The sequence below is a fragment of the Litchfieldella qijiaojingensis genome (genome assembly GCF_014651875.1).
In the GTDB taxonomy this organism is placed as follows: Bacteria; Pseudomonadota; Gammaproteobacteria; order Pseudomonadales; family Halomonadaceae; genus Litchfieldella; species Litchfieldella qijiaojingensis.
Genome location: NZ_BMXS01000013.1, coordinates 33,427 through 58,358, shown reverse-complemented (window position 1 = coordinate 58,358; position 24,932 = coordinate 33,427). Strand labels below are relative to the sequence as shown.

Genomic DNA, 24,932 nt, shown 5'->3' with positions numbered 1-24,932 from the left:
GGTTTTTCGTTGATAAGGAGAAAGAACATGTTCGACCGCATCGCTGATATCGTCCGTGCCATGCTCACCCACTATTATGCGGGCTATGGCAACTGGCGATTTAGCGACACCCGGTCGGCACAGTTCGCCACCTCCGGCCGGCAGTCCATCGGTGGCACATCAGCCCGATGTTCGTTACCTTGCCAAGGACATAGCCAATGACTGCCCAGCTTTCCGTCACCGAAACTCCCGCCGCAGTTCCTGCGCCGACACGCGGCGACAGCCTTCCTACCCCTCACGAATTACGTCAGCGGTTCCCCGTGGATGTAGCACTCAGGGAACGCATCCAAGCTCACCGTGAAGCCATTCGTGCCATCCTCGACGGTCGCGATGATCGCTTGCTGGTGGTGGTAGGCCCCTGCTCGATTCATGATCCCAGGTCCGCGCGTGAATACGCTGAGAATCTCAGCGTGCTGGCGCGACGTGTGGAAGACCGCCTGCTGCTGGTGATGCGCGTCTACGTGGAAAAACCGCGCACGACCGTGGGCTGGAAAGGGTTGGCGTACGACCCTCATCTCGATGGCAGCGATGATATGGCCCACGGCCTGGCCGTGTCCCGCGAGGTGATGCGCGATGTCGCCACCTTGGGGCTGCCGGTGGCCACCGAGCTATTGCAGCCCATGGTCGCTCCCTATCTCGAGGATCTGCTTGCATGGACGGCGATCGGCGCGCGTACCACCGAGTCGCAGGTCCACCGGGAAATGGCCAGTGGCCTGGAAGCCGCCGTAGGCTTCAAGAACGCCACCGATGGGGGAGTCGGCGTCGCCATCGATGCTATCCGGGCCGCAGCCCATGGCCATCGTCATTTCGCTCTCGACCTGGACGGTCGAGCCTACATGCGTGAGACGCTTGGCAATCCTCACACCCATGTGGTGTTGCGTGGCGGCCATGGCCAGCCTAATTACCAGGCGGAGGCGGTGCGGGCCTGTCGCGAGGCCTTGCGACAGGCTGGCCTTGAACCACGGCTGATGGTCGACTGCAGTCACGCCAATTCACGCAAGGACCACCGTCGCCAGGGTGAGGTGCTGCGGAGTGTTCTGGATCAGCGCCTGGCCGGTGATCGCAGCCTAGTGGGCGTGATGCTCGAGAGTCACCTCCGTGAGGGCAAGCAGGCGCTCACGCCTGGTGCGCTGCGCTACGGTGTCTCGATCACCGATGCCTGCCTGGGCTGGGAGACGACCGAGCATTTGTTGAGCCTGGCGGCCGAGCGGTTGCGGTAGCGATATCTTGGCCAGCGGCGCGCGGAGAAGGCGCCGCTGGCTCCAAGGAACTGCGTCCTTGCTGAAGTTGCTACGCCTTGGCGGCGTAGGCGTAGAGCAACGTCTCCTGGGCGCTGATCGGCGCTCCATCGCCCGGCTGTTGCTTGATGTAACTGCCATCGGGCTGCAGCAGCCAGCTCTGGCAATTGTCCACCAGGTGGGTTTCCAGGTCCTTGCGCACCCGTGCTGCCAGTTTCTTATCGAGCAGGGGGAAGCAGGTCTCCACGCGATGGAACATGTTGCGTTCCATGAAGTCGGCGCTAGAGGCCCAGACCTCGGGCTTGCCGTCGTTGTGGAAGTAGAAAACCCGGGTATGCTCCAGGAAACGACCGACTATCGAGCGCACACGGATGTTCTCCGAGATGCCCGGCACCGCTGGGCGCAGGCAACACATGCCACGGATGATCAGGTCGCACTCCACGCCGGCCCTGGAGGCGCGGTAGAGGGCACGGATCAGCCGGGGCTCGGTCAGTGAATTGCACTTGATGATCACATGGGCGCGTTTGCCTTTCTCGGCATGCGTCGCCTCGCGCTCGATCATCGCTACCATGCGTTCGTGGAGCGTGAAGGGGGCATGCAACAGTGTTTCGATGCGCCGTGCCTTGCCCATCCCCGAGAGCTGCTGAAAGACCTTGTGCACGTCCTCGCATAACCTTTCGTTGGCCGTGAGCAGGCTATAGTCGGTGTAGAGGCGCGCAGTCTTGGAGTGGTAGTTGCCAGTGCCGAGATGCGCATAATAGCGAAGCCCGCCTTTTTCGCGGCGCACGATGTGCAGCATCTTGGCATGTGTCTTGTAGGCCATCACACCATAGATGACGATCGCACCAGCTTCTTGCAGACGCGAGGCAAGCTGGAGGTTGTCGGCCTCGTCGAAACGAGCGCGAAGCTCGATCACCACCGTCACTTCCTTGCCGTTGCGAGCGGCCTCCACCAGCGCGCTGACGATCGGCGATTCGGCGCCGGTGCGGTACAGCGTCTGCTTGATCGCCAGGACATTCGGGTCGCGGGCGGCTTCGGCGAGCAATTCCTCGATGGGGGCGAAGGCCTGGAAGGGGTGGTGCAGCAGGATATCGCCGTCGGCGATGGCACTGAACAGGCTATCGCCCTTCTTGAGTGGCTTGGGTAGCCCGGGCGTAAAGGGCCGATAGCGCAGGTCGGGACGTTCCACAACGTTGAGTACCGACATCATCCGCGTCAGGTTGACCGGGCCGTTGACCCGATAAAGATCCTGTTCGTCGAGTTCGAACTGCTCGATCAGGAAGGCCGCCAACTCATCGGGACAGTTGTCCGCCACTTCCAGGCGCACGCCACTGCCGTAACGTCTGGCCAGCAGTTCACCGCGCAACGCCGAGGCCAAGTCGGAAACCTCTTCCGGGTCCACCGACAGGTCGGCATTGCGGGTCAAACGGAACTGATAGCAGCCACGGACCTGCATGCCAGGAAACACCGAGTCGGCATGGGCATGAATCATCGATGACAAGAACACGTATTCGCTGAAGCCTTCGCCGCACAGCGCTTCTGGCAGGGCGATCAGGCGTGGCAGTGAACGCGGTGCCGGCAAGATGGCCAGGCCTCCTTCACGGCCGAAGGCATCCTTGCCTTCGAGCTCGACGATGAAGTTGAGGCTCTTGTTGACCAGGCGCGGAAAAGGATGGGAAGGGTCGAGGCCGATGGGGCTGATCACCGGCACGATCTCCTCCTCGAAATAGTCGCGTACCCAGGCAGCTTGAGCCTCGGTCCAATCGTTTCGGCGTCGGAAGCGCAGTCCCTGCTCTTGCAGGGCCGGGATCAGGACCTCGTTGAGTAATCGGTACTGGCGCTCGACTTGCTCGTGAGCAATGCGCGCGATCTCTGTCAGTGCTCGGCGTGGCGACATGCCATCTGCACCGGTTTGCTCACGCCCCAAGTCGAGCTGGTGCTTGAGACCGGCGACCCGGATCTCGAAGAATTCATCGAGGTTCGACGAGAAGATCAGCAGGAACATCAGCCGATCGAGCAAGGGGTGCGAGTCGTCCAGAGCCTGCTCCAACACGCGGATGTTGAATTGCAGGTGACTCAGCTCGCGGTTGAAATACAGTGTGGGGTCGCTCAGGTCGGTCTCCGAGGAGGGCGGCGACTTGGCATGGATACCCGTGCGGGTACGATTGACCCGCAGCGGTTGATCATTGTTCGTCTCCGCGACCGGCAGTTCGCCCGCTGTTTCGCTGGAGTACGATGATGTAGCGTTATCGGGACTGCGCGATTCTTCCATCTTGCCTCCATGAGTTAGGGAAGTACTGTACAAATGCCTGCGCGAGTGAATCGCTGCGTTGCGCGGTGCGCGGAATCCTCACATATACCCCATATGCTCCGGTTCCTGTGCTCCGTGCGCCTTGCGCTTCATCTCGCTCGTCGATTTGTTCAGCATTTCCCTGGCGGAAGGGCGCAGTCCCTTCCGTCATTGTGCGAGCAGCCGGGCGGCTCGCTTGGCGAAATAGGTCAGGACGCCATCGGCCCCGGCACGCTTGAAACACATCAGCGATTCGAGCAGCACCGCATCGGCATCCAGCCAGCCCTGCTCGAAAGCCGCCATGTGCATGGCGTATTCGCCGCTGACCTGATAGGCGAAGGTCGGTACCTTGAGCTCCCGTTTGACCCGCTGTACCACGTCGAGGTAGGGCATGCCGGGCTTGACCATCACCATGTCGGCGCCTTCGCTCAGGTCGAGTACGACCTCATGCAGGGCTTCGTCGCTGTTGGCCGGATCCATCTGATAGGTGCTCTTGTCGGCCTTGCCGAGGTTGGCGGCCGAGCCCACCGCATCGCGGAAGGGGCCGTAGTACCGGGAGGCATACTTGGCGCTATAGGCCATGATTCGCGTATTGTGCAGCTGCTCCTGCTCGAGCACGGCCCGGATCGCGCCGATGCGACCGTCCATCATGTCTGAAGGTGCCACTACGTCAGCACCGGCCTCGGCATGCGACAGGGCCTGCTTGAGCAGCGTCTCAACAGTACGGTCGTTGTGGACATAGCCATGCTCGTCGAGAATGCCGTCCTGACCGTGGCTGGTGTAGGGGTCCAGCGCCACGTCGGTGATGATGCCGAGCTCGGGACAAGCAGCCTTGAGCTCGCGTACGCTGCGCTGTACCAGGCCGGAAGCATTGTAGGCCTCCTCAGCCAGTTCACTCTTGAGACTGGCATCGATCACCGGGAACAGGGCCAGTGCCGGTATGCCGAGCTCGTAGGCCTCATGGGCTTCGTCGATCAACAAATCCAGCGACATACGCTCGACACCAGGCATCGAGGGCACGGCCTCGCGTCGCCCCTGGCCGTCAAGTACGAACACTGGCCAGATCAGGTCGCCTGGCGTGAGTGTCGATTCACGCATCAGGCGTCGTGAAAAGTCGTCCTTACGCATGCGCCGCAGACGTGTCGATGGATATTGACGTGCAGTAAACAGACTCAAGGTAATTCTCCGGTCGAGGTAACCCGAAAGGCGGCGACCGATATTGCCGTTCATCATCTCGTTGAAATATGACGAGGAGATGACAACAACGGTCTTTCCGACCTCGGAAAACGTAAGTGAATGGTATTTCGATCGTCTGTCACGAGTATATCAATGCCGAACGGTGTCGGAAGCGCCGCCTTGTCGCACCTGCTAAAGTGAAAGATTCCATTGTCGAGTTTCGTCGGGAACAGGCGGGTCTCGGGCATTCAAGGAGAATGGCATGAGCAAACGAGTCGCAGTCATCCTCTCGGGATGTGGGGTGCAGGATGGGACAGAAATTCATGAGGCGACCCTGACCATGTTACGCCTCGACCAACGGGGCATCGGTTATCGTTGCTTCGCCCCTGACATCGATCAGCATCAGGTGGTCGATCACTTGAATGGCGATGTCATGGAGGGAGAGCGTCGCAACGTGTTGGTGGAAGCCGCGCGCCTGGCCCGGGGAGAGATCGAGTCACTGGAGGTGCTTGAGCCGGATGACTTCGATGGGCTCGTTGTTCCCGGCGGTTTCGGAGTCGCCAAGAATCTGTCGGATTTCGCTGCGGCGGGCGCCGATATGGAGGTCTTGCCGCTGCTTCGAGACAAGATCGCGGGGTTTCGTGAAGCTGGCAAACCGATAGGGCTGATGTGCATTGCTCCTGTGCTGGTGCCTCGACTGCTGGGCGAGGGTATCCCGGTGACCGTCGGTCATGATCCCAGTGTCGCCGGGGCGATCAGTGCCATGGGGGGGCTACACCGCAGTAGCAAGTTTGACGAGATCGTTGTCGACCACGAGCACCGCGTGGTCACCACCCCGGCCTATATGTTGGCCGAGCGCATCACCGATACCGCCAGCGGTATCTTCAAGTTGGTCGACAAACTCGATGAGATGATGGACTGAGCTGGAAGCTGGAAGAGCGCCGCTTCGCGGCTGGAAGCTTGAAGAAAAACCCTTGATGCTAGCTTCTGGTGGCAAGATGCTGCCTTCCAGCTTATGGCTCGTCACTTTCCGTATCTTCGTCGCTTTCATCGGCGGGCTTTCGCTTTACCAGCCGCCCGAACAGGATACCGACCTCGTAGAGCAGGTACATGGGCACCGCCAGCAGGCTCTGGGAGATCACGTCCGGCGGGGTCAGCAGCATACCGATGACGAAGCAGCCCAGAAGGATATAGGGGCGTTTTTTCGACAGGCTTTCCACCGTGGTGGCTCCTGAATAGATCATCAGGAAGGTGGCGATGGGGATCTCGAAGGCCACGCCGAAGGCGAAGAACAGCTTGAGGACGAAGTTCAGGTATTGGTTGATATCGGTCATCACCGCGACGTCCTCGGGCCCGGTCTGGGTGAAGAACTGGAACAGCAGCGGAAAGACCACATAGTAGGCGAAGGCCGCGCCAGCGTAGAACAGTCCCACACTGGATACCAGCAGCGGGATGGCCAGGCGTTTCTCGTTGTCGTAGAGGCCTGGGGCTATGAAGGCCCAGGCCTGGTGCAGCACGAAGGGCACGGCGATGAAAACTGCGACCACCAAGGTCAGCTTGAACGGCGCCAGGAAGGGCGAAGCCACCTCGGTAGCGATCATCTGCGAGCCTTCCGGCAGCAGCGCCATCAATGGTTGGGCGACGAAGGAGTAGATGTCGTTGGCGAAAGCGTAGAGGCCCAGGAAGATCACCAGGATGGCAACTAGCGCGCGTATCATGCGCGAACGTAGCTCGATCAGGTGCTCGATCAACGGTGCCTGGGCTTGGTCCTTGTCCTGCGGGTCACGCGACGAGGTCATCGGGAGCGGGGTTCCTTGTCTCGGGGCGGTGTGGCGGCTGGCACATCGGAGCTATCCGAGGCGGCATCGTCGTCCGCGCTTTCCCGGGCCTGCTCGAGGGCATGGTCCAGGCGCCGGGCACTGTCGCCTTCACTCTCGGTCGGCGTCTCGGAACGCGCCTTGTCATCGCTGTCCGCTTCGGCGTAACGCTCGACGTCGCGCTTGACCTTGCCGAGGCTCTCGTCAAGTTTCTTTTGTTGCTCGTTGAGCTTCTGGCGCAGCTCTTCCGCCTCCAACTGGGCGGAGATCTCCCGCTGCATGCCGGAGACGGTGCGCTTGATCTTGCCAACCCACAGCCCGGCGGTGCGCGCCGCCTTGGGAAGGCGCTCGGGACCAAGCACCAACAGGCCGACCACACCAATGATCAGCAGTTCGAGGAAGCCGATGTCGAACATGGGCGGTTACTTGCGTTCGTCCTGTTCCTCGGGCTTTCGCTCGGCCTTGACGTCGTAGGTGTTGCCATCCTGGTCGTCATGGCCGACACGCTGCTGCGAGTCGTCCTTTTTCTCGTCCTTGCCATCTTCGTTCATGGCTTTCTTGAAGCCCTTCACGGCACCGCCCAGGTCGCCGCCGACATTGCGCAGCTTCTTGGTGCCGAAGATCAGAATGATGATGCCGAGTACGATCAGCAACTGCCAGATACTGATGCCACCTAACATGGTGTCTTCCTCTTTATTGATCGGAGGTGCGGGCGGCTTTCTCGTCCAGCCCGGAAATGCCGAAACGCCGTGCCAGTTCATCCAGCACGTCCCGTTGATCGATGCCCAGATGCGACAGCATCACGAGACTATGAAACCACAGGTCGGCGGTTTCGGCGACCACCGCTTGCCGTTGACCTTCAACGTCGTCGGCAGCATCCTTGGCGGCCAGAATGGTCTCGGTGGCTTCTTCGCCCACTTTCTCGAGAATCTTGTTCAGGCCCTTATAATGCAGCGATGCCACGTAGGATGTCGCTGGGTCTGCGTGGCGACGTTGCGCTAGTACTTCGGCAAGCTGTTCGAGTATATCGTTCATTGCAAAAGCCCCATTGAGTGAAATCAAGAAACCAATCGTTGAGTTTGGTGGGGTCAGTGCCAGGCCAGTAGAAGCACGCCAAGAGCGGCCGCCAGCAGCACAGGCCAGGGCTGCATGGTTGCCCAGCCCCATAATGGCTGCCAGGCCAGGGCAAGGGCCAACAGTAGCAGCCCCAGGCGCAGCCGACGCGCCCCACGGGCGGCATGGCTCAGGTGCCGACGCATGCTGGCGAGTGCTTCGGCCTGGCGACGGCGCTGCTTGTGCTCGAGTTCGGCACGGTTCAGGGCTTGATGGGCCAGTACCGGCAGTTCGGGAAGCTGGCGTGCCAGTTCCGGCGCTTGACGGCTCAGAGAATCCCATAGCCCGCGCGGGCCGGCGCGCTCCTTCATCCAGCGCTCCAGATAGGGCTTGGCGGTGCTCCACAGGTCCAGATCCGGGTAGAGCTGCCGGCCGAGTCCCTCGATATTGAGCAGCGTCTTCTGCAGCAATACCAGCTGGGGTTGGACCTCCATGTTGAAGCGACGTGCGGTCTGGAACAGGCCCAGTAGCACTTGGCCGAAGGAAATGTCCTTGAGCGGTTTCTCGAGGATCGGTTCGCAGACGGTGCGAATGGCGGCGGCGAACTCGTTGGCGCGGGTGCCCTCGCCGACCCAGCCGGACTCGATGTGCAGGGCGGCGACTTCATAGTAGTCCTGGCGGAAAAAGGCCAACAGGTTGCGCGCCAGGTAGTCCTGGTCCTCGCGGGTCAGGCTGCCGACGATGCCGCAGTCGATGGCGATGTATTGCGGGTCGTAGGGTTTGCCATTGGCAACGAAGATGTTGCCCGGATGCATGTCGGCATGGAAGAAGTTGTCGCGGAAGACTTGGGTGAAAAAGATCTCCACGCCGCGTTCTGCAAGTTTGCGCAGGTCAGTACCTTGGGCACGGAGTGCATCGAGATCGGCGACCGGGATACCATGAATTCGCTCCTGGACCATCACGCGACGGTGGGTCAGCGGCCAGTGGATGCCCGGTACGTAAAGCAGTGGTGAATCCTTGAAGTTGCGTTTGAGCTGAGAGGTGTTGGCGGCCTCCCGGTGCAGGTCAAGCTCGTCAAACAGGGTCGATTCGTAGTCGGCGACGACTTCGACCGGTCGTAGGCGCCGGGCCTCGGGGACACGTTGCAGCAGGCGCGCCACGCGATACAGCAGCGCGATATCCTGACGCATGACGCGCTCTATCCCGGGGCGGATGATCTTGACTACCACCTCCTCGCCGCCGTGCAGGCGTGCGGCATGTACCTGGGCGACCGAGGCCGAGGCCAGGGGCCGTGTATCGAATTCGGCGAAGGCGCGAGTCAGCGGCATATCGAGTTCTTTCTCGACCAATGCCTCGGCGACTTTGCCGGGAAAAGGGGGGACACGGTCCTGCAGGCGCTTGAGTTCGTCGGCGATATCGTGAGGCAGCAGGTCGCGTCGCGTCGAGAGCATCTGGCCGAACTTGACGAAGATCGGCCCCAACGTTTCCAGGGCCAGTCGCAGGCGCTCGCCTCGCGAACGCTGCCCTACCGGGAACAGGCGCAGTGGCGAGAGGATGAAGATCAAACGCGGCAGCCAGTGCAATCGCTCCAGGGGAATCAGGGTATCCAATCGGTAGCGGGTGATGACCCAGAAGATCCACACCAGGCGCAAGCTCATCGGCCTCCCTCCCCCTCGGCCAGACGCCGGTTCAGCCGGGCCAGGCGGGCTTCCAGACGGTCGGTGGCAACCTCCAGCTCGGTCAGTTGGTCGCGCAGTACCTCGAACTGTGCGCGTCCGGGTAGCAGCCGAGCTTCCTCGAAAACATACTCGCTGACATCGGCGTGTAACTGCTGCCGGGTGCGTAGCCCCCAACGCGACAGACGTCGCACGCCTTCGGCCAGGCTGTGGGCCGGAGTGTCGCCGAGCCACTTGGAGAGTTCGCCCTCCCAGTCAAGGTCGAGGTCGAACAGTAGGTCGCGGGTGTCCTCCAATAGCTGGGTGCGGCCACGCACCGCCAGACGCCCGCCGAACATCAGCCGTTCGATGGACTCGCCGCCGAGCAAGCGGCCCAAGGCCTCGCTGTCGACCTCGACCACGGCATCGGCGTCGCATTCATCGCTATCGCTCACGTGGCAGAGATGCAGGCCTTGGCCGTAGAAGTGGACCATGAGTTCCAAGTGGGGGCGTTCCAGGCGAAACAGCAGTCGAGCGCCGTCGAGCCTTGCCAAGCGGGCGGGGGCCGCCGGGTCGCGGGACAGCAGGGTGTTCAAGGTGTGTTCGAGCAAGCGCAACATTACAACTTGATGCCGCGGTGCAGGGCGACGATGCCGCCGGTGAGGTTGGTGTATTCGACGCGTGCCAGGCCTGCGCCCTCCATCATCGCCTTGAGCGTTTCCTGGTCGGGGTGCATGCGGATCGACTCGGCCAGGTAGCGATAGCTGTCGGCATCTCCCGCCACCAGTTCGCCCATCTTCGGTAGCAGACGGAAGGAGTACTCGTCGTAGGCCTTGGACAGCAGGGCATGGGTCGGCTTGGAGAATTCCAGCACCAGTAGCCGGCCGCCAGGTTTGAGAACCCGAGCCATGGAGCGCAATGCAGCGTCCTTCTCGGTCACGTTGCGCAGGCCGAAGGCGATGGTGATGCAGTCGAAGTGGTTGTCGGGAAACGGCAGACATTCGGCGTTGGCCTGGACGTATTCGACATTGCCTCCCACGCCGTGATCGAGCAGCTTGTCGCGGCCCACGCGCAGCATCGACTCGTTGATGTCGGCCAGCACCACCCGGCCACGCGGACCGACGCGGCGCGCGAATTGTAGGGTGAGGTCGCCAGTGCCGCCGGCGATATCGAGCACATGATGTCCCGGACGTACGCCAGCGCGTTCCAGCGTCAGGCGTTTCCACAGTCGGTGAATGCCGAACGACATCAGGTCGTTCATGACGTCGTAGCGAGCCGCCACCGAATGGAAAACATCGGCAACCCGCGAGGCCTTCTCCTCGATCGGGACTTCCTGATAGCCGAAGTGAGTCGTGGTGCGCTTGTCCATGGAAAGGTCCTGGGAGGTTGAGGATAAGGCGGTGGCGATATTGTAGCCTCCCCATGCCGGCCTTGTCTTTGACCTCGGGCGCCTGCCCAGGAAAGCGGCGCTAAGCTTTGTCCGAAAAGTCGTCGAGCGCAGGCAGTTTTCGACAAAGCGTAGTCTCAGAGTTGCTTGATCTGGATACCCTGCGGCTCACGAGATGCCCCAGCCTCGTCGAGGCGGCGCAGATAGTCGGCCCAATACGCCTCGCGGTTGAGAGCCAAGTCGTACAGATAGTCCCAACTGTACAGGCCGCTGTCGTGACCGTCGTCGAAGTGCAGCTTAAGCGCATAGCGCCCGGCCTGGGTGATGTTCTTCAGGCCCACGTCCTTCTTGCCGACCTGCAGCACTGCGGTGTCGCCACCGTGGCCGCGCACCTCAGCCGACGGCGAATAGACGCGCAGGTACTCGATCGACAGACGGTAGCTTTCGTCTCCCTCGTAGGTCAGCTCGAGTTCACGGGCTTTCTTGTGGTAATGCACATGGGTGGGAATGGGGGCAGACATGGTAGCCTCCTGGCTTCGAGCTTCGAGCTTCGAGCTTCGAGCTTCGAGCTTCGAGCTTCGAGCTTCGAGCTTCGAGCTTCGAGCTTCGAGCTTCGAGCTTCGAGGGCTCGTAGCCCGAAGCGCGTGACTTATAGAATATACCGCGACAGGTCCTCGTCCATTGCCAGTTCGCCGAGCTGGGAGTTGACGTAGTCGGCGTCGATGGTCAATGGGCTGCCCAAGTCGCTGCCTTTGTAGGAGGCTTCTTCCAACAGGCGTTCTATCACCGTGTGCAGGCGGCGGGCACCGATGTTCTCGGTCCCCTCGTTGACCCGCCAGGCAATCTCGGCGATACGCTGGATGCCGTCCTGAGTGAACTCGATCTCGAGGCTTTCGGTGGCCAGCAACGCTTGGTACTGCTTGGTCAACGACGCCGACGGCTCGGTGAGGATACGCTGGAAGTCATCCGGCGTCAGTGCATTGAGTTCGACGCGGATCGGCAGGCGCCCTTGCAACTCGGGGATCAGGTCCGAGGGCTTGGACAGGTGGAACGCCCCGGAAGCGATGAACAGGATATGGTCGGTGCGTACCATGCCATGCTTCGTTGACACCGTGGAACCCTCGATCAGCGGCAGCAGGTCGCGCTGCACGCCTTCGCGAGATACATCGCCACCGCTACCCTGGTGTCCCTTTGCCACCTTGTCGATCTCGTCGAGGAAGACGATGCCGTTCTGCTCCACGGCCTCGATGGCGCGGCGCTTGATATCCTCCTCGTTGACCAGCTTGGCGGCCTCCTCGTCACGTAGCAACTGCCAGGCATCCTTGACCGTGACACGCTTGGTCTCGCTCTTCTGCCGACCGATGTTGGCGAACAGGCTCTGCAACTGACTGGTCATCTCTTCCATGCCTGGCGGGGTCATGATATCGATGCCCGGGCCTTGGGAGGTGATCTCGATGTCGATCTCCTTGTCATCGAGCTGACCTTCGCGCAGTTTCTTGCGGAACAGTTGGCGCGTGGAGCTGTCCTGGCGTGGGCTGTCCTCCTGGCCGCGTGGCGGCGGCAACAGGGCGTCGAGAATACGATCCTCGGCGGCGTCCTCGGCCTTGTGGCGTACCTCGTCCTTGGCCTGCTCGCGAACCATCTTGATCGCCGCTTCGGTCAGGTCGCGAACGATCGACTCGACGTCGCGTCCCACATAGCCGACCTCGGTGAACTTGGTGGCTTCGACCTTGATGAAAGGGGCATTGGCGAGCTTGGCCAGGCGACGGGCGATCTCGGTCTTGCCGACCCCGGTGGGGCCGATCATCAGGATATTCTTGGGAGTGACTTCGCTGCGCAACTCTTCATCGAGCTGCATGCGCCGCCAGCGGTTGCGTAGGGCAATAGCCACGGCACGCTTGGCGTCCTGCTGGCCGATGATGAACTGGTCCAGCGCATGGACGATCTCGCGGGGGGTCATCTGGGTCATGGCTCAGAGCTCTTCCAGCGTGAAGTGGTGGTTGGTGTAGACACAGATGTCAGCGGCGATGGCAAGCGACTTCTCGGTAATCTCGCGCGCCGACAGCTCCGTGTTCTCGAGCAAAGCGCGGGCGGCGGACAGCGCGAAGTTGCCACCTGAACCGATAGCAATGATGCCGCGCTCCGGCTCCACTACATCGCCATTGCCGGTAATGATCAACGAGGCATGCCTGTCGGCCACCGCCAGCATGGCTTCGAGCCGGCGCAGGGCGCGGTCGGTGCGCCAGTCCTTGGCCAGCTCCACGGCGGACTTGACCAGGTGGCCCTGGTGCTTCTCGAGCTGGGCTTCGAAGCGCTCGAACAGGGTGAAGGCATCGGCGGTTCCACCGGCGAAGCCGGCCAACACTTGGCCGTGGTACAGGCGCCGGACCTTGCTGGCGTTGCCCTTGAGCACGGTGTCGCCCAACGACACCTGGCCATCGCCGGCCAGCGCGACATGGTCGCCGCGACGCACGGATACGATCGTGGTCATGGAGAGGACTCCTTGGGGGAGCGGTAGCAGTTGCGCTCCCGATGATTTTCGGCGCCGCAAACGGTGACCGGGCGCCATGTAACGAGTTCTATGGGAGGTGCGGGCACCACCGCGAAAAATCAAGCGTGACGGGCTTGGCTCAATTCTGCAGGCGAATCAGCAGCGGCTCTATCCCCTGGGTGATCATCAGGTCCTGGGCACGGTTGAGTTCGCGACGGTCTTCGTAGGGACCGACCTGTACCCGGTGCCAGGTATCGCCCTCACCGGTCTGGACCTCGGTGATCTTGGCCAGCAGGCCGAAATCACGCAGCCTGCCGGCCAGGCGCTGGGCATCGCCGGTTTCCCGGAACGAAGCGGCTTGCAGCATGTAGCGGCTGTTGTCGGCAGGGGGCTGGGGAGCCTGGCGGCTCTCCTCGCGCGGTGCCATGCTGCGTTGCACCGCCTCGTCGATGCTAGCTAGTTGAGCGGCGATGGGATCGTCGGTGGTTTCGGGTTCGGACTGTGCCGGGGGAGTGGAGGCCCGCGGCCGAGGTGCCGAGGCTTCCGAGCGCGGCGCGATGACTTCGGATTCAGGCAGCAGGGTATAGAACTCGAAAGTCGGCATGGGCGGTTCGCTGGCCGACGACTTATCCCCGCCATCGGGTGACGAAGTGTTCCCCGATGTGCTGGAGGGTGGCTTGGGCACGACCGTGGCCAACGGTGTGGGCGCCGACTGTTGAACGTACTGGGCCAGAAAGAAGCCGGCCACCAAGCCAGCGACACCCCATAACCAGCCGGGAATCCCGCCCCTGGCCTTCTTGGGGGCACGGCGGCGCGACGTGGCACCGCTACGCTTGGCCTGGCGCGAGCTGTGAGCGGCCATGGATCACATCTCCTCTGGGGCGCTGACGCCCAGCAGGTCCAAACCGTTGCGAAGCACTTGGCGTGTGGCGAGCCCCAGTGCCAGACGGGCATTGCGCAGGCCGGGGTCGTCGACCATCACCTTGACCGCGTTGTAGCAGGTATGGAAGTCCGCAGCCAGGTCCTGCAGGTACTGGGCGATCTGCTGGGGCTCGCGCGAGATGGCGGCATGTTCGACCACCTCGGGAAAGCGCGCCAAGCGGTTCATCAGCGCTTTTTCCTGGTCGGTATCGAGCCGTGCGAGTTGATCCATGGCTTGAACCCGGTCGAAATCGAGGCCTTCTGCCTCGGCCTTGCGCAGTACGCTGCACACTCGGGCGTGCGCATACTGGATATAGTAAACGGGGTTGTCGTTGGACTGGGAGCGGGCCAGGTCGATATCGAAGGTGAGCTGGGAGTCGGCACGGCGTGCGACCAGGAAGTAACGGGTGGCATCGCGGCCAACTTCATCGATCAGGTCGCGTAGGGTCACGTAGCTGCCGGCACGCTTGGAGAGCTTGACCTCGACCCCGGAACGGGTGACCAACACCATCTGGTGCAGCACGTAGTCGGGCCAGCCCTGTGGGATGCCGGTCTCTAGCGCCTGTAGGCCGGCACGAACCCGCGTCACGGTAGAGTGGTGGTCCGCCCCCTGCTCATTGATCACCGTTTTGAAGCCGCGTTGCCACTTGTCCAAGTGATAGGCGACATCGGGCAGAAAATAGGTGTAGTCACCGTCGGATTTGCGCATCACCCGGTCCTTGTCGTCGCCGAAGTCGGTGGTGCGCAGCCACAGGGCGCCATCATGCTCGTAGGTGTGGCCGCCTTCGATGAGCCGCTCTACGGTGGCCTCGACCTTGCCGTCCTCGTACAGCGAGGACTCGAGGAAGTAGACATCGAACTCGACGCCGAAGGCCTTGAGATCGAGGTCCTGTTCGCGGCGCAGGTAAGCCACGGCGAACTCGCGGATGGCGTCCAGATCGTCGGGGTCGCCCTTGGCGGTGACATGGCGGTCGTCCGCGTGCACTGTGTCGCCGGCGAGATAGCTGTTGGCGACGTCGACAATGTAGTCGCCGCGATAGCCGTCTTCCGGCCAGCTTTCATCGTCGGGGCCTAGTCCCTTGGCGCGAGCCTGTACCGAAGCCGCCAGGTTGTTGATCTGGGCACCGGCGTCGTTGTAGTAGAACTCGCGGGTGACATCGTAACCGGTGGCTTCGAGCAGCCTACACAGGCTGTCGCCGATCGCTGCGCCGCGGCCGTGGCCGACATGCAGCGGTCCGGTGGGGTTGGCAGAGACGAACTCCACCTGCACCTTCTGGCCCTGCCCGGTCAGGCTGCGGCCGAAGGTATCGCCGGCGTCGAGCACCGTGGGGATGATCTGGGCGGCGGCATCGGTGGCGGCAAAGAAGTTGATGAAGCCGGGGCCGGCGATCTCGGTCTTGTCGACCGCGGAAGAGGCCGGCAGGGCATCGACCAGCGCTTCGGCCAATTCGCGAGGCTTCTTGCCGGCCGGTTTGGCCAGCATCAGCGCCAGGTTGGTGGCGTAATCGCCGTGTGCCTTGTCCTTGGTGGCATCGACCTTGATGGTCGGTGCGATGTCTTGGGGCAGGTCGCCCTGCTGCTTGAGGGTGGCGAGCGCGTCTTCGAGCAGCGAGATGATGGTGTCTTTCATGAGATCCCGAGTGTCCTGTAACCCTGGCGCAACGCGAGCGGATGACAAAGATGAATCTCGCGGCGGCAGGTATGAATCGTCGCGCTAGGGCGAATGGTGGGTCATTATCGGCAATTGCGGCGTGGCTTTAAACCCTGCCGCGAAGCGGCAAGCTGTAAGCTTGAAGTTGTAAGAGCGCCGCTACGCGGCTGGAAGAGGGAAGAATGGTGCTAAGCGCTCCTTGAAAAAGGGGGTAAGTGAGACTGATATGGTCTTCCGTCTTCCGTCTTCCGTCTTCCGTCTCCCGTCTCCCGTCTTTCAGCTCAGCGTCTGCGGGTCGATATCCAGCGACCAGCGCACACGGCGTGCCTCGCGGTTGCTCTCCAGCCAGGCGGCGAGCCAGGCGCTGGCCTCGTGAAGCTTGCTGCGCTGGGTACTGGAAAGCATCAGTTGCACATGGTAGCGGTTCTGGCGGCGCTCCATGGGCGCCGGTACCGGCCCCAGGCACTGCACCGGGCTGGAGTTCGGGCCCAGCCAGTCACGCAGGGCGCTGGCGGCCGTGTCTGCAAGCGTCGTGACATCGGCCTCGCGGGGACTCTCGAAGCGTGCCAGGGCCAGGAAGCGGTAGGGCGGCAGGTCGGCGGCACGACGTTCCTCGAGCAACTGGCGGGCCAAAGCATCATAGCCGTGTTCCGCCAGCAAGCGCAGATGCGGGTCGTCGCTGTGCAGGGTCTGCACCATCACTCGGCCGGGGTGTTCGGCACGACCGGCGCGTCCGGCCACTTGGATCAGCAATTGGGCGCTGTGCTCCAGAGCGCGGAAATCGCTGGCATAGAGGCCGGCATCGGCGTTGATCACTACCACAAGGGTGACATGTGGCAAATGGTGGCCCTTGGCCAGCATTTGCGTGCCGACCAGCAGGCAGGGGGCGCCGCGTCTGACTTCGGCCAACGTGTTCTCGAAGGCGTCCTTGCGCCGCGTGCTATCTCGGTCGATACGGTGCACGGCCACATCGGGAAACAGGGCAGCCAGAGTCTCCTCGGCGCGCTCGGTGCCAGCACCCAGAGGGCGCAGGTCGGCACTGCTGCAATCCGGGCAGGCATCGGGCAGCGGGCGCTGGCGCTCGCAGTGGTGGCAGGCCAACTGCGGCGGTTGACGATGCAGGGTCAGGCGTGCGTCGCAGCGGTCGCACTCGGCCAGCCAGCCGCATTCGTGACAGGCCAGTGTCGGCGCGAAGCCGCGTCGATTGATGAACACCAGTACTTGGTGGCCGGCGGTGAGTGTCTTGCGGATGGCATCGATCGTCGGGGCGATCAGTCCCCCTTGGCGAGCGCGGCCACGTAGATCGACCAGCTCCAGGCGTGCCGGTGGGTGACGGCTGGCGCGCCGGGTCAGGTGAAGGTGGCGGTAGCGCCCGGCCTGGGCTAGGGCAAGGCTCTCCAGCGAGGGGGTGGCGCTGCCCAGCAGTACAGGGATGGCATGGTGATGGGCGCGAACCACGGCGAGGTCACGGGCGTGATAACGCAGGCCGTCCTGCTGCTTGTAGGAGCCGTCGTGCTCTTCGTCGACGATGATAGCCCCGGGCCTTGCCAGAGGCGTGAAGATAGCCGAGCGAGTGCCGATCACGATCGGAGCGCGGCCGCTGGTGGCGGCCAGCCAGGCATCGAGGCGCTCGCCATCGCTGATTCCCGAGTGCAGCGCGACCACCGGTACACGGAAGCGCTTGCGGAAGCGCGCCAAGGTCTGGGGGGTGAGGCCGATCTCGGGTACCAGCACCAGCGCCTGGCGGCCGCGCGCGACCACGGCTTCGATCAGTTGCAGATAGACTTCGGTCTTGCCGCTGCCGGTCACTCCTTGTAGCAGGCAGGGGTGGTAGCGGTCCAACCCCTCATGCAGTGCGGCGAGTACCGTGGCCTGTTCACGGTTGAGTGATAGCGCCGGCTCGGCCAGCCAACCGCCGCTGCCGGGGGAGGGGCCATCGATCACGGCCTCCTGCTGACATTCGATCAGACCTCTGTCGACCAGCGCGTCGAGCTGTGCGCGGCTGAATCCTTGAGCGGTGATGATATTGCTTGTCAGTCCTCGAGGGTGTAGCCGCAATAGCGCCAGAAGCTCGGCCTGACGGCGGGCGCGCCCGAGCCGCTCGGGAGGGCAATCGCGGCCACTGGCGGTCAGAAACCACCGTTCCCGGGTGCGCGCCTCGAGTGGCCGCCCCTGGCGTAGCAACACCGGCAGCGACTGGTGCAGCGTGTCGCCCAGGGCATGCTGGTAATAACGCGCAGTGAAGCGGCACAGCCATAGCCAGTCGTCGGGCAGCGGTGAGGCATCCAGCCAGGCCGATACGGGCTTGAGGTCGGCCAGCGCGATCTCGCTGTGAGTACGGCACTCGATGACGATGCCCATTACCTCGCGGCGCCCGAACGGTACGCGGACTCGCAAGCCGGGTCGCCAACCTCCGGGAGGAACGTCCGAGGCAGCTCGATAGTCGAAGAGACGTCGCAACGGGGTGGGCACGGCAATGCCGAGCACCGTGGGGTGAGACGCGGGTGAGGGAGTTACTGGCAATTGGCCTCCGGTGTTGGCTCTGCTAGAATAGCCGCCCTCCATGCATGCCTCTGGTGGGCCGCATGGCGATAATCGGTCCGAGTCCGTACGATCCAAGTCCCGTACGACAGACAACCCGTATGCGGTGCCTGGCAAGGATCAGGTGGCGGCATACTGCTTCATGAGGCTTAAAGATGAAACAAGGTATCCATCCTGAATACAAGAAGGTCACTGCCACCTGCTCGTGTGGTGCGACCTTCGAAGTCGGCTCCACCGCTGGCCATGACCTCTCTCTGGATGTCTGCTCTCAGTGTCACCCCTTCTATACCGGCAAGCAGAAGCAGGCGACCACCGGTGGACGCGTCGAGCGCTTCAACAAGCGTTTCGGGGCTGCCGTCAAGCGCGGCTAAGCAATAGCGCTGTCCCAACGTAATGTGCCGTTGCCGCTAGCGTATCGAAAACCCGCCTTGGAGGCGGGTTTTTTGCATTTGGCACGGCCAGCATCGGGAGCGGATACAGCAGGTGGGGGCGTGTTCAGGGCAGCAAGTGCGACACCACGTCCCGCTCTTCGAGAAGTTCCTGCTCCGTGGCCGTCATGCGGTCGCGGGAGAAGTCATCGATCTCGAGTCCCTGGACGATCTCGTAGCGCCCGTTGCTGCAACGGCAAGGGAAGGAATAAAACACCCCTTCCGTGACGCCGTAGCTGCCATCGGAGAGGACGGACATGCTCACCCAGTCATCGGCTGGAGTGCCGAGCACCCAATCGCGCATATGGTCGATCGCTGAGCACGCCGCGGAAGCGGCGCTCGATTGCCCGCGCGCCTTGATGATGGCGGCACCGCGTTGCTGTACGGCGGGAATGAACTCGTCGACTAGCCACTTTTGGTCGACGAGGTCGCGTATCGCTCTGTCACCTGCCAGTGCGTGGCTCACGTCGGGATATAGTGTCGAAGAGTGGTTGCCCCATACGATGAGCTTGCGGATGTCGGAGGTATCGCAGTCGATCCGGTTGGCGAGCTGGGCGAGGGCACGATTGTGATCCAGGCGCGTCATTGCCGTGAAGCAGTGAGGCGCCAGATCGGGCGCATTGCGTTGTGCGATCAGTGCGTTGGTGTTGGCCGGATTGCCAACCACGAGGACTCGCACGTCGCGGCTTGCCACTGCGTTAAGGGCCTTGCCCTGCACCTGGAAGATAGCCGCGTTTTCATCCAGCAGATCCTTACGTTCCATGCCCGGGCCGCGTGGTTTAGCTCCCACGAGAAGTGCGTAGTCGGCATCCTTGAACGCCTGCTCGGCCTGGTCGCTCCAGGTGACGCCTTTGAGCAGGGGGAAGGCGCAATCCCCGAGCTCCATTGCCACACCCTCGAGTGCCCCAAGGGATGGCGTGATATCGAGTAGTTGAAGAATGATGGGCTGGTCCTTGCCCAGCATGTTGCCGGAGGCGATGTGGAACAACAGGCTGTAACTGACTTGTCCAGCGCTACCTGTAACCGCGACGCGTACGGGTGCTTTCATGAACGGACTCCTGATTGTCTAAAGAAAGGGTAGTAGCTGGCATGGATAAAGCCACCGAGAAACGCCGGCGGCGACAGACCGTCTGAAATCGAACGGGTTGTTCGCCGTGGCGATATTTCCTTGGGCATCCCATCTCAGCGTAGTACAGCTTTTGCCGATGCAGTGTCGCGGACAGGCATTGGGATAAGCTTTGATTTATGCTAGGTCGTGTTGCCATAAGGTGTATAAAATATCTGGAAATTCTTTCAAACAAGCGATTAAAAGCCTGGGGCGACAATAACTTGGCGTAAGTTGTGACGCTGAGGGTTTTTCTATATTCTGTCGCGACATCTCCATGACATGGACCGGACAAGACGCATGACAGACGCGAAGAAGCAAGCGGCGCTGGATTACCACTCTCAGCCGATTCCCGGCAAGCTCTCCATCGAGCTGACCAAGCCGACGACATCAGCCAAGCATCTCGCCCTGGCCTATAGCCCGGGAGTGGCCGAGCCCTGCCGTGAAATCGCCAAGAATCCGGAGAACGCCTATCTGTACACCGGCAAGGGCAATCTGGTGGCGGTGATTTCCGATGGTTCGGCGATTCTGGGTCTGGGTAATCTTGGTCCGCTGGCCAGCAAGCCGGTCATGGAAGGCAAGGGTGTACTATTCAAGAAGTTCGCCGGCATCAACTCAGTGGATATCGAGATCAATGCCGAGAGCCCGCAGGCCTTCATCGACACTGTGGCGCGTATCGCCGACACCTGGGGGGGGATCAATCTCGAGGATATCAAGGCGCCGGAGTGTTTCGAGATCGAGCGCGCGTTGGTCGAGCAGTGCAGCATTCCCGTATTCCATGACGACCAGCACGGCACTGCCATTGTCACCGCCGCCGGCATGCTCAATGCTCTCGATATCGCCGGCAAGAAAGTTGAAGACGCCCGCATCGTGTGTCTGGGGGCTGGTGCCGCTGCGGTTGCCTGCATGAAGCTGCTGGTGTCCTGCGGGGCCAGGGCCGAGAATATTTTCATGCTGGATCGCAAGGGCGTGATCCACAGCGGTCGTGAGGATCTCAACCAGTACAAGGCCATGTTCGCCACTGAGACCGAGCGCCGTACCCTGGATGATGCCATCGAGGGAGCCGACGTCTTCGTCGGTTTGTCCGGGCCCAACCTGTTGTCGCCCGAGCAGCTCAAGAAAATGGCAGCCAATCCGGTGGTGTTCGCCTGCTCCAACCCGGACCCGGAGATCCATCCCGACGTGGCCAATGCCACCCGCGACGACGTGATCTTGGCTACCGGCCGTTCCGACTTCCCCAACCAGGTCAACAACGTGCTTGGCTTCCCGTTCATCTTCCGTGGAGCACTGGATGTTCGCGCCACACGCATCAACGAAGAGATGAAAGTCGCCGCGGTGCATGCCCTGAAGGACCTGGCTCGCGAGCCGGTGACCCAGGAAGTGCTGGATGCCTACGAGATCGATTCCTTGGAGTTCGGACGCGGCTACATCATTCCCGCGCCACTGGATTCTCGCCTGTTGGACCGGGTGTCTTCTGCGGTGGCGCAGGCCGCGGTGGACTCCGGAGTGGCGCGCAAGCCTTATCCTTCGCACTACCCGCTGACCAGCGTAGAAGACGTCTATGGTGGCTAAGCAACCGGTCGCTTGACTAGTGTGTCAAAAAAACGCCGGCCCTGGAGGCCGGCGTCTTGTTTCTTACCTCTCACCAACTATAGAGCAACGAGGCACTGGTCGTAAGATCGGTACTTGCGTCGGCGGTCTCAGGGGGCTGCGAATTGTGCTTGATCTCATGTGAGAGGCGCAGCGCCAGGCGAGAATTCAGCTTGGCGGTAAGCGATGACAACGAGCGGGTAGTGACATTGTCATCGGTGGCCTCTATGGACGCTTCCTGGTCGAACGATGCGGTAGAGGAGAACTCCCAGCTATAGGCGAAGGCTCCATAGGCAACGCCCAACTCCTCGGTTTCGTCGTCACGAATGGCGTCGATACGATAGCCAGGGCCGGCTTCCACTGACAAATCATGGGTATCGCTGTCCAGGATTTGTCGGCCGTAACCGCCGATGGTGGTGAACTGGTAATCGAAGCCGCTGAAGCGGTCTTGCTCCCAGCGGGCGAAACCGAACAGATAATGCGGCCCGGAGAGATCGTAGCGTTCGCGACCTGCCACCAGATACTGCTCGGCACTGGTTTCGCCGTCGCGGGTCACGTTGCGGGTTTCGCCGCGCAGGGTGTGAGTCCAGTCACCGGTCAGCCAAGTGAGGCGACCCTTGGCAATCAGGGTTTGGCTGTTGGTATTGCCCGATAGACGGGTAAAACCGAGTTCGGCATCGCCGCTGAATGTGGGGGCATCCTCCTCGGGGGCTGGCGGCGAATAGAAAGGGCTGGCCAGTGCCAAAGGACCTGATGAGAGAAGCACCGTCGTGACCGCCAGGCCGGTCAAAAGGCGTTGCATGGCAAGAACCCCCTGGTTTGCCGTAGGCGCAGTGGTGTCGGAGTGTGACAGGAATGTGTGTTCGCCGACGCGACATCCTTGTCGTGCCGGCGGCAGTCAGTATCAGAAAATGGCTTCGTAGGTACCTGTCCCTTGGGAACCACTGCGGTCTTCCAGCTCGCGCTCGATGGTACGCGGCTGGTAGTCAGGCATGTGGTCGGTATGGAAGATCTCGCTGATGCCGCCGGCCTGGTCGTCGTGCAGGCGGCGCCCGGTTTCCGGGTCGATTCGTGCCCTGACGATCTCGCTTGGGGGTTCCGGTATGGCCTCGGGCTTGCCTTCCAGGGCGCGTCCCATGAAGTCGATCCAGATCGGCAAGGCAGCGCGACCACCATATTCGCCGGTGCTTTCGTTGTTGTCCTTGCCAACCCACACGGTGGTCACCAGGTCGCTGTTGTAGCCAGCGAACCAGGCATCACGCCACTCATTGGTGGTTCCAGTCTTGCCAACGATGTCGTGGCGACCCAATTCCATGGCGGCGCGCCCGGTACCATTCTCGATCACGCCACGCAGCATGTCGCGCAGAATGTATACGGCTGCCGGGTCGGCGACACGGGGGGCAATGGGATAGTGTTCGCCATCGATATCCGTCTCGGTGGCGTCTTCGGCGCACTCCCGGCACGCCACGCGCGGCTTGGCCTCTTCCAGAACCTCATCGTCGTTGCCGCGGGTCACCTTCTCGATGAACCAAGGCGACACCTGGAAGCCGCCATTGGCCAATACGGCGTAGGCATTGGTCATCTCCAGCGGTGTCAGGGAGGCGCTGCCCAACGCCAATGACAGCCCATGAGGCAGGCGCCCTTCGGCAAAGCCAAAACCCTTCAGGAACTCCAGGGTGTTGTCCAGCCCCAGGGTTTGCAGGATGCGCACCGTGACAAGGTTGCGTGATTTGGCCAGGGCTACCCGCAGGCGGGTAGGGCCGAGGAAGTCGCCGCTGGAGTTGACCGGTCGCCAGACATCGCCGGCGTCGGGCATCACCACCGGTGCATCGTTGACCACGGTGGCGGCGTTCATGTTGCCGTTCTGTAGCGCCGCCAGATAGACGAAGGGTTTGAAGATCGAGCCTGCCTGACGCTGGGCTTGGGTGGCGCGATTGAACTTGCTGGCGGAGAAGCTGAAGCCGCCTTGCAGGGCGAGGATTGCGCCGGTATCCGGCTCCAATACCACGATCGACCCTTCGGCATCGGGACGCTGCGACAGTCGCCAGCTACCGTCTTCGTTTTGCAGGATGCGCACCAGATCGCCGCGACTGGCGATCTCGGCAGCCGAGGAGGGTTCCCCTTCGTGCCAGCGGGCGGTGTGGTAACGCCCAGCCCAACTCAAGCCGTCCCAGCCCAGGGTGACGATTTCGCCTTGTTGTGTCAGGACTTCCATTTCGCGGCCTTCGCTCGTCACCACGATGGCGGGTTCCAAGGGGCCATAGCTGGGTGTGCGCTCAAGCACGCGCAGCCAGTTGCTGACGTCGCCGTTGATGCCTTCGATTCGAGTCTGGCTGCTCTGAGCCGCCTGGCGGGCGGTTTCCATGACTTCCGGTGACTCGGAGAGCTCCTCCTCTAGGCCGCTTCGTTCGGTACGTTCCTGGGCCTCGACCAGGCTCGCGGGGATGTCGCGCTGCTCGGGGCCGCGCCAACCATGGCGGGTATCGTAGTCGATGAGGCCGCTAGTCAGCGCCTGGCTGGCGTAGGGCTGTAGTTCACTGTCGAGGGTGGTGTGGATGCGGTACCCACCGGTATAGGCGTCCTCGCCATAACGCTCGACAGCGAACTGCCGCGCCATTTCCGCGACATAGGGAGCGTCGATCTCGACCTGAACCGCGAAGCGGCGAGCAGTGATCGGGGCGGCCACGGCATCCTGATAGGCTGTCTGGTCGATATATCCCAACTCTCGCATGCGATACAGGATCCAGTTGCGGCGGATCAGCGAACGTTCGGGATTGGCCAGCGGGTTGAAAGTCGAGGGCGCCTTGGGCAGGCCAGCGATCATCGCCTTTTCGGCCAGGGTAAGTTCGCCGAGCGACTTGTCGTAGTAGGTTTCGGCGGCAGCGGCAATGCCATAGGCACGATTGCCGAGGAAGATCTTGTTGACGTAGAGCGAGAAGATTTCCTCCTTGCTCAGTACCTGCTCCATCTGCAGGGCCAGCAGGATCTCTCGAATCTTGCGGGTAAAGGTGCGGTCGAGCGTCAGCAGGTAGTTGCGAGCCACCTGCATGGTGATGGTACTGCCACCGGACTGGATATCACCGCCGCTGGCGACCAGTTCGAACGCAGCACGGGCGATGCCCTTGGGGTCGACGCCTGGATGATCGAAGAAGCTGGCATCCTCGGCCGCGAGCAGCGCCTGCACGAGATCCTCTGGAATCTCGTCGAAGCTTACCGGCATGCGACGTTCTTCGCCGAACTCGCCGATCAACTTGCCGTCCCGTGTGAAGACTCGCAACGGTGTGTGCAGTTCGAAATCCTGCAGTTGGCGAACATCCGGCAGGCCCGGCGCGAAATACAGAGCGGCTCCCACTACAGCCAGCACACTGGCCGTTCCTAGCGACAGGGCGAGCCACACTGTCGAGATGACGATCTTTCTGACGAACTTCATGAAGTAGCGGTATCCGTGATGGTCGAAAGCGTTACGGCGGCGATGAGCGAGATGATCCATCAAGCTGCGTATTATAAGAACCCGACAAGAGACTCACCAGCGTTGAAGCGGTCATGGTTA

23 protein-coding genes are annotated in these 24,932 nt (G+C 62.1%); 5 read left to right on the top strand and 18 right to left on the bottom strand.

All coding sequences use genetic code 11. The features are described 5' to 3' along the window. Positions 1-27: 27 nt before the first annotated feature. Both IE093_RS13135 and IE093_RS13130 read left to right on the top strand, forming a co-directional pair. On the top strand, positions 28-201 hold the full coding sequence (locus IE093_RS13135) for a hypothetical protein (RefSeq protein WP_189469929.1): 174 nt from the start codon (positions 28-30) through the stop codon (positions 199-201). Further along, positions 198-1,259 (top strand): 3-deoxy-7-phosphoheptulonate synthase, encoded by a 1,062-nt coding sequence (locus tag IE093_RS13130; protein WP_189469928.1) that lies wholly within the window; start codon positions 198-200, stop codon positions 1,257-1,259. Before IE093_RS13135 ends, IE093_RS13130 begins: the two co-directional genes overlap by 4 nt. Before the next feature lie 70 nt (positions 1,260-1,329). On the opposite strand, the gene ppk1 is transcribed toward IE093_RS13130, so the two are convergent. Continuing rightward, positions 1,330-3,549 carry a polyphosphate kinase 1 gene (gene ppk1, locus IE093_RS13125; protein WP_189469926.1) on the bottom strand — a complete coding sequence of 740 codons (2,220 nt, stop codon included), beginning with the start codon at positions 3,547-3,549 and terminating at the stop codon, positions 1,330-1,332. A gap of 186 nt (positions 3,550-3,735) precedes the next feature. Continuing rightward, positions 3,736-4,743 (bottom strand): porphobilinogen synthase, encoded by a 1,008-nt coding sequence (gene hemB, locus IE093_RS13120; protein ID WP_189469924.1) that lies wholly within the window; start codon positions 4,741-4,743, stop codon positions 3,736-3,738. A gap of 262 nt (positions 4,744-5,005) precedes the next feature. Between hemB and elbB the strand changes: the two genes are divergently transcribed. Then, on the top strand, positions 5,006-5,665 hold the full coding sequence (gene elbB, locus IE093_RS13115; protein WP_189469922.1) for an isoprenoid biosynthesis glyoxalase ElbB: 660 nt from the start codon (positions 5,006-5,008) through the stop codon (positions 5,663-5,665). Between the two features lie 91 nt (positions 5,666-5,756). Here the strand turns inward: elbB and tatC are convergent, their stop codons facing one another. The 13 genes from tatC to IE093_RS13050 form a co-directional block, all read right to left on the bottom strand. Beyond that, the gene (tatC, locus tag IE093_RS13110) at positions 5,757-6,542 is read right to left on the bottom strand and encodes a twin-arginine translocase subunit TatC (RefSeq protein ID WP_189469920.1); all 786 of its coding nucleotides are present in this window, start codon (positions 6,540-6,542) and stop codon (positions 5,757-5,759) included. Continuing rightward, entirely contained in the window at positions 6,539-6,976 is a 438-nt protein-coding gene (gene tatB, locus IE093_RS13105; RefSeq protein WP_189469917.1) for a Sec-independent protein translocase protein TatB, read from the bottom strand. Before tatB ends, tatC begins: the two co-directional genes overlap by 4 nt. A gap of 6 nt (positions 6,977-6,982) precedes the next feature. Beyond that, on the bottom strand, positions 6,983-7,240 hold the full coding sequence (tatA, locus tag IE093_RS13100; RefSeq protein ID WP_189469916.1) for a Sec-independent protein translocase subunit TatA: 258 nt from the start codon (positions 7,238-7,240) through the stop codon (positions 6,983-6,985). A gap of 13 nt (positions 7,241-7,253) precedes the next feature. After that, complete coding sequence (locus tag IE093_RS13095; protein WP_189469913.1) at positions 7,254-7,595, bottom strand: phosphoribosyl-ATP diphosphatase; 342 nt, start codon at positions 7,593-7,595, stop codon at positions 7,254-7,256. A gap of 53 nt (positions 7,596-7,648) precedes the next feature. Beyond that, positions 7,649-9,271 carry a ubiquinone biosynthesis regulatory protein kinase UbiB gene (gene ubiB, locus IE093_RS13090; RefSeq protein ID WP_189469911.1) on the bottom strand — a complete coding sequence of 541 codons (1,623 nt, stop codon included), beginning with the start codon at positions 9,269-9,271 and terminating at the stop codon, positions 7,649-7,651. After that, complete coding sequence (locus IE093_RS13085; protein WP_189469909.1) at positions 9,268-9,888, bottom strand: ubiquinone biosynthesis accessory factor UbiJ; 621 nt, start codon at positions 9,886-9,888, stop codon at positions 9,268-9,270. Before IE093_RS13085 ends, ubiB begins: the two co-directional genes overlap by 4 nt. Further along, entirely contained in the window at positions 9,888-10,637 is a 750-nt protein-coding gene (gene ubiE / locus IE093_RS13080; RefSeq protein WP_189469907.1) for a bifunctional demethylmenaquinone methyltransferase/2-methoxy-6-polyprenyl-1,4-benzoquinol methylase UbiE, read from the bottom strand. Before ubiE ends, IE093_RS13085 begins: the two co-directional genes overlap by 1 nt. Before the next feature lie 155 nt (positions 10,638-10,792). Next, positions 10,793-11,176 (bottom strand): gamma-butyrobetaine hydroxylase family protein, encoded by a 384-nt coding sequence (locus IE093_RS13075; protein ID WP_189469905.1) that lies wholly within the window; start codon positions 11,174-11,176, stop codon positions 10,793-10,795. A gap of 128 nt (positions 11,177-11,304) precedes the next feature. After that, complete coding sequence (gene hslU, locus IE093_RS13070) at positions 11,305-12,624, bottom strand: ATP-dependent protease ATPase subunit HslU (protein ID WP_189469903.1); 1,320 nt, start codon at positions 12,622-12,624, stop codon at positions 11,305-11,307. A 3-nt stretch (positions 12,625-12,627) separates the two neighbouring features. Continuing rightward, a complete protein-coding gene (hslV, locus tag IE093_RS13065) occupies positions 12,628-13,146 on the bottom strand; it encodes an ATP-dependent protease subunit HslV (protein WP_189469901.1) in 519 nt (172 codons plus the stop codon). A gap of 139 nt (positions 13,147-13,285) precedes the next feature. Next, the gene (locus IE093_RS13060; protein ID WP_189469899.1) at positions 13,286-14,008 is read right to left on the bottom strand and encodes an SPOR domain-containing protein; all 723 of its coding nucleotides are present in this window, start codon (positions 14,006-14,008) and stop codon (positions 13,286-13,288) included. A 3-nt stretch (positions 14,009-14,011) separates the two neighbouring features. Then, positions 14,012-15,697 carry an arginine--tRNA ligase gene (gene argS / locus IE093_RS13055; RefSeq protein WP_189469897.1) on the bottom strand — a complete coding sequence of 562 codons (1,686 nt, stop codon included), beginning with the start codon at positions 15,695-15,697 and terminating at the stop codon, positions 14,012-14,014. Between the two features lie 297 nt (positions 15,698-15,994). Continuing rightward, complete coding sequence (locus tag IE093_RS13050) at positions 15,995-18,283, bottom strand: primosomal protein N' (RefSeq protein ID WP_189469895.1); 2,289 nt, start codon at positions 18,281-18,283, stop codon at positions 15,995-15,997. 131 nt (positions 18,284-18,414) lie between these two features. On the opposite strand from IE093_RS13050, the gene rpmE reads away from it, so the two are divergent. Then, positions 18,415-18,630: a 50S ribosomal protein L31 gene (rpmE, locus tag IE093_RS13045; protein ID WP_189469893.1), complete on the top strand. Its 216-nt coding sequence runs from the start codon at positions 18,415-18,417 to the stop codon at positions 18,628-18,630. A gap of 124 nt (positions 18,631-18,754) precedes the next feature. Here the strand turns inward: rpmE and IE093_RS13040 are convergent, their stop codons facing one another. Then, positions 18,755-19,735 (bottom strand): malate dehydrogenase, encoded by a 981-nt coding sequence (locus IE093_RS13040; RefSeq protein ID WP_189469891.1) that lies wholly within the window; start codon positions 19,733-19,735, stop codon positions 18,755-18,757. 357 nt (positions 19,736-20,092) lie between these two features. Here IE093_RS13040 and IE093_RS13035 point away from each other — a divergent pair, with 357 nt between their 5' ends. Next, positions 20,093-21,364 (top strand): malic enzyme-like NAD(P)-binding protein, encoded by a 1,272-nt coding sequence (locus IE093_RS13035; RefSeq protein ID WP_189469889.1) that lies wholly within the window; start codon positions 20,093-20,095, stop codon positions 21,362-21,364. Positions 21,365-21,434: 70 nt separating this feature from the next. Here the strand turns inward: IE093_RS13035 and IE093_RS13030 are convergent, their stop codons facing one another. Further along, a complete protein-coding gene (locus tag IE093_RS13030; RefSeq protein ID WP_189469887.1) occupies positions 21,435-22,184 on the bottom strand; it encodes a DUF481 domain-containing protein in 750 nt (249 codons plus the stop codon). A gap of 102 nt (positions 22,185-22,286) precedes the next feature. Beyond that, on the bottom strand, positions 22,287-24,812 hold the full coding sequence (locus IE093_RS13025; RefSeq protein WP_189469885.1) for a penicillin-binding protein 1A: 2,526 nt from the start codon (positions 24,810-24,812) through the stop codon (positions 22,287-22,289). Positions 24,813-24,932 lie beyond the last annotated feature (120 nt).